This window comes from Deltaproteobacteria bacterium, assembly GCA_026712905.1.
GTDB lineage: Bacteria > Desulfobacterota > Binatia > UBA9968 > JAJDTQ01 > JAJDTQ01.
Window position 1 is genome coordinate 1 of the sequence record JAPOPM010000270.1, and the last position, 6,360, is coordinate 6,360.

Sequence of the window (6,360 nt, forward strand, 5' to 3'; positions counted from 1 at the left end):
CATTTCCGCGGACTTGACGGGGCGCGGCCTGCTCACCCACGAGTCCAACGGCTTCCGCGATCACGGGATCGCCGGCTCGCTTGGTTGGAACCCGGACCCCGCTTCGGACCGCGGGCCGTCGCTCACTCTCAGCCAGACCGTAGGTGCCAGGGCGACCGGTGGCATGGACGCGCTGATCGAGCCCGTGTCTCCCGCCGGACTGGCGACGAACGATAACGACCGCGGGCCGCAGGAGCGCCGCCTCGAGCTCAAGATGGGTTACGGGTTCTCCGCCTTCGACGACCGGTTCACCTCGACGCCGGAGATCGGGCTCGGGCTCGTGAACGGACAGCCGGAGTACAGCCTGGGCTGGCGGCTCAAATTGGCGAACCGCGGTCCCACCTCGCTGGAGCTCCGGCTTGAGGGGACTCGGCGCGAGCATGCCAAAAAGAATGCGGCTCCGAATCACGCAGTCGGGTTTCACCTCGGCGCGAGATTCTGATGCCGCGTGGGCGGAGGCGCCGGGACCGAGCTGTCACGGCGCTTCCGCCTGAGTCGACCGATGTCAGCCTGCCTGACAACGAACATGTGCACGCAACGGAATGAGTGGCACCGGATGATCTCCACCGTTTTCCCAGGCACAAGGATGGAGCCAAAGCAGTTGGTGGCCTCTCTTGTCTGTTGATTCTCGCTCCCTCCTCTGATGTCCTGCCCCCATGTTCATCCGCCGCACCCAGACCCGCGGCTCCGACCGGGGCGAGAGCTACTTCACACACCGCCTGGTGCGCTCCGAGCGCAACGGCGAGCGGGTGCGGCACCGCACGCTGCTCAACCTCGGCATTGACTTCGCGCTGGCCCCGGAAGTTTGGCCGGTGTTGTGTGCGCGCGTCGAACAGTTGATCCCGCCGCTCGCGGCGGGTGATGGCGTCTCTAGTCGAGGAACCCGCCGCGGCTCAGCTCACGGTGCACCGAGTCCCGCGCCTCCGGCGGCAGCGGCTTGGTCTCCCACTTGGGGAAGCGCTTGATGTCGAAGCCGCGCATGCGGTACATCTCCGCCACCACGGCCCGGCCGTGGCGCTTGATCTGTCCGATGACCACCGCGGTGACGTCGTTGACCCGTCGCTGCAGTCGCACGGCCGCCTCGTAGTCCTCCCGCTCCAGCGCGCGCCACAGCTCGACGCATAACTCGGGGATGCAACTCGTCGGCGGGTTGATCATGCCGGCTACCCCGAAGGGCACCAGCCCGAAGATGTCCGCGTTGCCGGTGAACACCGACACGTCCGGCGGGAACAGCCGCACGTAGTCCAGCATGGCGCCGGCGCCGTAGGCCACCTTGATGCCGCGGATCGTGGGGATCTCTTCCTTCATGCGTTGGGCGAAGGGCGGCGCGATGGAGATGCCCGAGTACTTGGGGTTCTCGTAGATGAAGATGGGCAGCGACACCGCGTCCGCCACCGCCCGGAAGTGGGCCATGATCTCGTACTCCGAGTGGTCGGCATAGTAGTACGGCGGGATCACGCCGATGCCGTCGACGCCGGCCTCCGCCGCGTGCCGCGCCAGCTCCACCGTGCTCTCCGCGTCCGCGGTGCCCACGTGCACGACCAGCGGCGCGCGTCCGGCGTTCTGGTCCACGGCGATCTCGGCGGTGCGCTTGCGCTCGGCCATGGACATGGCCGGCCCCTGCCCCGACGATCCTAGCATGAACAGCCCCTGGACCCCCGCGTTGACATAGAAGTCCACCAGCTTCCGCAGCATCGGCTCGTCCACCGAGGCGTCATGCTCGAACGGCGTAATGACGGGAATGACGATGCCCTTGATCATGGTCTCGACCCTCCGTGGTCCTGAGATAGCCCCTGGAAATGGCCAGCGTCAAGCCGGGCCGCGGCCTTGGCGCCCGTCATTGCCGCCCCTTCTCACGTCATTCCCGCGAAAGCGGGAATCCAGGGGCGGTGGTGGGGCACCGCAGCGGCGTTGCCCGCCTCGCCACCCCTGGATTCCCGCTTTCGCGGGAATGACGAATCGGGGGGTTGGCGCCAGTTCTTGTTCGGGCGACGGTTTGACGCAACCCGTTTCGCGGGAATGACGACTCGGGGCATTGGTGCCGTTTCGTGGTCGAGGGAGCCTTGACACCGCGTCTTCTGGGAATGTGCATGTGCCCGCACCGCGGGTTTCGCCCCCATTGCCCCCTGGCTGGCCGCTATCCGCCCGCCAGCAAGCGCATGAGCCGGCCGCGGCGGTCGATCCTCTCGTGGATGTGGATGGTCTTGAAGGCGACGTAGAGCAGCGAGGTCATGTTGGTGACGACGGGCAGGCCAAGGTCCGTCTCGATGTCCTCGATGACGTCCATCACCGGGAAGTTGGCGCAGGGGATGTAGATGCCGTCGGCGTTGCCGGCCTCGCGCACGGCGCGCTTGGCTGCCTGATAGAGGTCCGCCACCGAGGCGATGCTGGAAGCGGTGAAGTCGGTCCCCAGGGAGACGACCGATGATGCCTCGAATCCCCACGCCTTGAGATAGCTCACGACTTTCTCGTTCAAGTCGGGAGGATAAGGGTCGACCACGGCCAGGCGCGACACCGAAAGCTCCCTGAACGCGTCCAGCGCGGCGGCCGCGGCGGTGGTGCACGGCACCCCGGTGATGGACTCCAACTTCTGGATGAGCTTCGTCTCGAACCCCTTGCCCTGGCTCACCACCAGGGGCGCGCCGTCGTGAATGATGAAGTCGCAGTCACGGCGCTTCAACTCGTGCGCACACTCCTCGGCGCGCTCCAGCGCCTTCCGGTACGCCTCTTCGTTCCAGCCTCCCACCATGCACGTGACCGCGATCATGCCGACCCCGTCGGGCGCGATGCGGTAGAAGTCGTAGCCGTTGAGCTCCATGACGGAGGGGGAGATGTAGCCGATTCGGGCGCGGTAGCCGAACATGCGATGCTCCTGGAAGGATGCCTGACGTGCCCGAATCGTCCATGGGACGGCAGACGGTTCAGCCGGCGTCGTTGAACTTGTAGAACGGGTCGACGGGGTGTTCTTCGTGTGACTCGAGGAAGTCCCGCACGCGCGGCGCGAGGCGCGCTTCCAGCCCGCCGGCCTTCCGGCGCGGCGCCGGCGCGATCTTCTGCTTGACCTCCTTGAGCAAGGCCTTCTCGTCGAGCCGCACGTGCTTGCGGCCCCGGTAGAGTATCTCACCGTCCACCATGACGGTGTCCACGGCCCCCGCCCCGCCCCGGTAGACCATGGCGTCCACCGGCGTTTGATGTCTTGCGAGATACGGCTCCACGATGGGGCACGAGTCCACCAGCACCAGGTCCGCGCGCTTGCCCGGCTCCAGGGTGCCGCAGCGGGCGCCCCAGCCGAGGACGTCCGTTCCGCCCTCGGTGGCTGCGCGGAAGATGGCCTCCAGCGGCACGAGGCCTGGTCCGGCCCCGGGAATGCGCTGCAGGTTGGCCGCGAGGCGCATCTCCTGGAACATGTCGGGGCGGTCGTTCAGCGGGCTGCTGTCGAGCCCCATGCCGAGGCGCACGCCCGCGGCGTGAAACTCCGTCAACGGGGCGATGCCGCTGCGCAGGCGCAGGTTGGAGCTGGGGTTGTGGACCACCGCGGCGCCCTTGGCGGCGGTGGTGCGCGCGTCCTCGCGGTTGAGCCACACGCCGTGAGCCAGGCTCACGTCCGGCGCCAGGAAGTCCAGTCCGGCGAGCCACTGCACCGCGCTCCTGCCGTATTCCCGCAGGAAGTACGAGCGCTGGTACTTGGTCTCGAGCACATGGATCTGGATGCCCAGGCCGTGATCGCTGGCCTCCCGGCGGATGGCGCGCAGGAGGTCCTCGGTGCACCACTGGGGCCCGGCCGGCGTCAGGAACAGCCTGGCGTGGCCGCCGTCGCCATCCAGTGAGCCGGCAAGGCGTCGCGCGGTCCTGAAATAGTCGTCCGGCGCGGCGGTCCGGGACCTGCTGTAACGCTCGGCCGCCTGCTCCCGCAGCGACGGCGGCAGCGACGCCAGGAACTCGTCGTCACCGTACACGATGTGGTTGCGGTCGCGGATGTCGAGGCCGAAGGACACGCGCATGCCCGCGTCGCGGTAGGCGCGCAGCCGTTCGTCCACGTCGGCGTCGTAGGTCTCGGGCGAAAGGCTGGAGTTGTAGTGCAGGCACGTGGTGATGCCCGCCTCGATCATGGTCTTGCAGGCGTAGAGCACGTCCAGGTAGGGATCGAGCCCAGCACGGGGCTCGGCCGCGAACCGGGAGATCTCGAAGCAGTCGTCCCTGCCGCCCAACTGGAAGTCCGTGAGCCCCTTGCCGTGCTGGTGCGCGTTGACGAACCCCGGGATCACCCAGTGGCGCGAGGAGCCCACCACGGCGGCGCTGGCGTAGGAAGTCTTGAGGTCCTGGTAGCGTCCCACCTCGACGATGTCCCGGCCCGACACGGCCACGGCGCCGTTACGGATCACTCCCGCGGCGCCGTCCCGCGCCATGGTCACGACGAACTTGCCTCGAACGAGATGGTCCATTCTCGACCTCCTACTCCCTAAGCCTCCAGTCCCAGGAACCGCAGGCAGTTGCCCGAGGAAATCCATTCACGCTCCTCGGCCGTGAGCCGCAGCGCGTCGAACTCGTCGTCCGGCACTTGGTCTCGGAACTGAAACGGGTAGTCGGACCCGATGACCACCTGCCGAACGCCCACGGTGTCGATGAGATAACGCACGGTGCGGTTGTCGAACATCACGTCGTCGTAGAAGAACATGCGCGCGTACTCGGAGGGCTTCCGCGGCAGGAGCGCGTGGAAGTTGGGGTTCTGGTGCCACGCGTTCTCCAGACGCGGCAGGAGTTGGGTGAAGGTGCCGCCGCCGTGGCTGAAGCACAGCCGCAGGTTCGGGCACGCTTCCATGAGCCCGCCGGTGACCATGCTGGCGATGCCCAGGGCGCCCTCCAGCGGGAACGCCACGATGTTCTCGATGAACGGCGGCCCCACCACGCGGTCCATGAAGGTGACGTGCTGGGCGTGAACGAAGATGGGCACGTCCAGCTCCTCGGCGGCCTTGAAGAACGGCAGGAACTCGGGCTCGCCCAGGCTCTTGCCGTTGACGTTGCTGAGCAGTTCGACGCCGTGAAGGCCCAGCGACTTGACCCGCGCCAGCTCCGCCGCCGCCAAATCCACGTCCTGGAGCGGCACCGAGCCGAGAGCGTAGAAGCGCTCCGGGGCCTCGTCCACCATGCGCATCAGCACCTCGTTCAGGTAACGCGCCAGGTCGCGCCCGTCCTCCGGGTCCAGGCGGTAGGCGAGAAGCTCGGGCATGGGCGACAGCACCTGGCGGTCCACGGCGTAATCGGCCGCGGCCATTTCCCGCAGACGGCGCGGCACCGACCAGCAGCGGTCCAGCACGGTGCGGAAGTTCCGCCCGGCGATCATCACGTTGGCGGTCTCCGGCCCGGTGTGGTCCATGGAGGGCCAGCGGTTGCCGGCGGCGCGATTCCCCACCGCGGGGAAGTCTTCGGGGACGATGTGGGTGTGAACGTCGATGACCATGGAGGAAACTCCTGATGGGTGCTGGATTGGTGACTTACAACTTCGATCCGGGATTCGGGGTCCGGTTACGCGGTATCGGGCTGGGACGGGGCGATGATGAATAGACTCAGAAACCCGGACATCACCAGCGTCACGGCAAACAGCGCGAAGGAAACCGTATAGCTGCCCAGCCAATCGAAGAGAAAGCCGAAGAACGGCGGCCCCAGCGCGGCGAACCCGTGGATCAACAGAAAACCGAGGCCGCGGATGCTGCCCATGGACAGCCGTCCGAAGAACCGCGCCCACATCAGGTCGGGCAGCACCATGTTACCACCGAGCCCGACCCCGTAAAAGAAGAACCCGGCGTATACCAGAGCCAGCGAGTCGGACGTGATGGCCAGGGTCAGGCCGGCCGCCTGGATCAGGAACTTGGCCAGGGTGGCCCGGCGCACATCCACGCGCTCGGCGATCAGGCCCCAGATTAGCGGCGAGCCGAGCTGGGTCAAGGCGATGATGCCCATGATCCCGGCAGCACCGTGGGGCGAGTACCCGAGGTCCGTGACATAGGGGAACACGTGCAGGTTGAGGCCGGTCACCCCGACGGAAGACACGCCGAAAACGGCGACGATGAGCCAGAAGGCGCGGGTCCGCAGTCCGGCCCTCCGGCTCCAGATCCGGTCCTCGGCGGCGGCGCGCGCAAACGGCCGCGCCGCCTCACGCTGCGCTACAACCTCGGGATGCACTCCGTCGGGATGGAGTCCCATGTCCTCGGGTGAGCGCCGGATGTAGATCAGCGCCGGGGCCACGAGCAGAACGGTCAACGCACCGAAAAGCGCCCAGGTGTGACGCCAGCCCAGCGATACCAGAAGCGACGCCACCAGGAA

6 protein-coding genes are annotated in these 6,360 nt (G+C 67.3%); 1 reads left to right on the forward strand and 5 read right to left on the reverse strand.

Annotation, left to right across the window (positions count from 1 at the left end; translation table 11 throughout):
- Window positions 1-481 (forward strand): hypothetical protein (locus OXF11_21985; GenBank protein MCY4489756.1); only part of this gene is annotated, 481 nt, incomplete at its 5' end.
- 428 nt (window positions 482-909) lie between these two features.
- On the opposite strand, the gene OXF11_21990 is transcribed toward OXF11_21985, so the two are convergent.
- The 5 genes from OXF11_21990 to OXF11_22010 form a co-directional block, all read right to left on the reverse strand.
- Window positions 910-1,800 carry a dihydrodipicolinate synthase family protein gene (locus tag OXF11_21990; GenBank protein MCY4489757.1) on the reverse strand — a complete coding sequence of 297 codons (891 nt, stop codon included), beginning with the start codon at window positions 1,798-1,800 and terminating at the stop codon, window positions 910-912.
- A gap of 376 nt (window positions 1,801-2,176) precedes the next feature.
- Window positions 2,177-2,902, reverse strand: coding sequence for a hypothetical protein (locus OXF11_21995; GenBank protein MCY4489758.1), 726 nt, complete (start codon window positions 2,900-2,902; stop codon window positions 2,177-2,179).
- A 58-nt stretch (window positions 2,903-2,960) separates the two neighbouring features.
- The gene (locus tag OXF11_22000; GenBank protein MCY4489759.1) at window positions 2,961-4,481 is read right to left on the reverse strand and encodes an amidohydrolase family protein; all 1,521 of its coding nucleotides are present in this window, start codon (window positions 4,479-4,481) and stop codon (window positions 2,961-2,963) included.
- 17 nt (window positions 4,482-4,498) lie between these two features.
- Entirely contained in the window at window positions 4,499-5,497 is a 999-nt protein-coding gene (locus OXF11_22005; GenBank protein MCY4489760.1) for an amidohydrolase family protein, read from the reverse strand.
- A 65-nt stretch (window positions 5,498-5,562) separates the two neighbouring features.
- Window positions 5,563-6,360: MFS transporter (locus tag OXF11_22010; GenBank protein ID MCY4489761.1), on the reverse strand; the 798-nt coding region annotated here is incomplete at its 5' end.

What these genes read in the sequence shown, in the direction of transcription:
- OXF11_22000 (MCY4489759.1), bottom strand. Translation starts at nt 4,481, where the DNA reads ATGGACCATCTCGTTCGAGGCAAGTTCGTCGTGACCATGGCGCGGGAC.
- OXF11_21990 (MCY4489757.1), bottom strand. Translation starts at nt 1,800, where the DNA reads ATGATCAAGGGCATCGTCATTCCCGTCATTACGCCGTTCGAGCATGAC.
- OXF11_21995 (MCY4489758.1), bottom strand. Translation starts at nt 2,902, where the DNA reads ATGTTCGGCTACCGCGCCCGAATCGGCTACATCTCCCCCTCCGTCATG.
- OXF11_22005 (MCY4489760.1), bottom strand. Translation starts at nt 5,497, where the DNA reads ATGGTCATCGACGTTCACACCCACATCGTCCCCGAAGACTTCCCCGCG.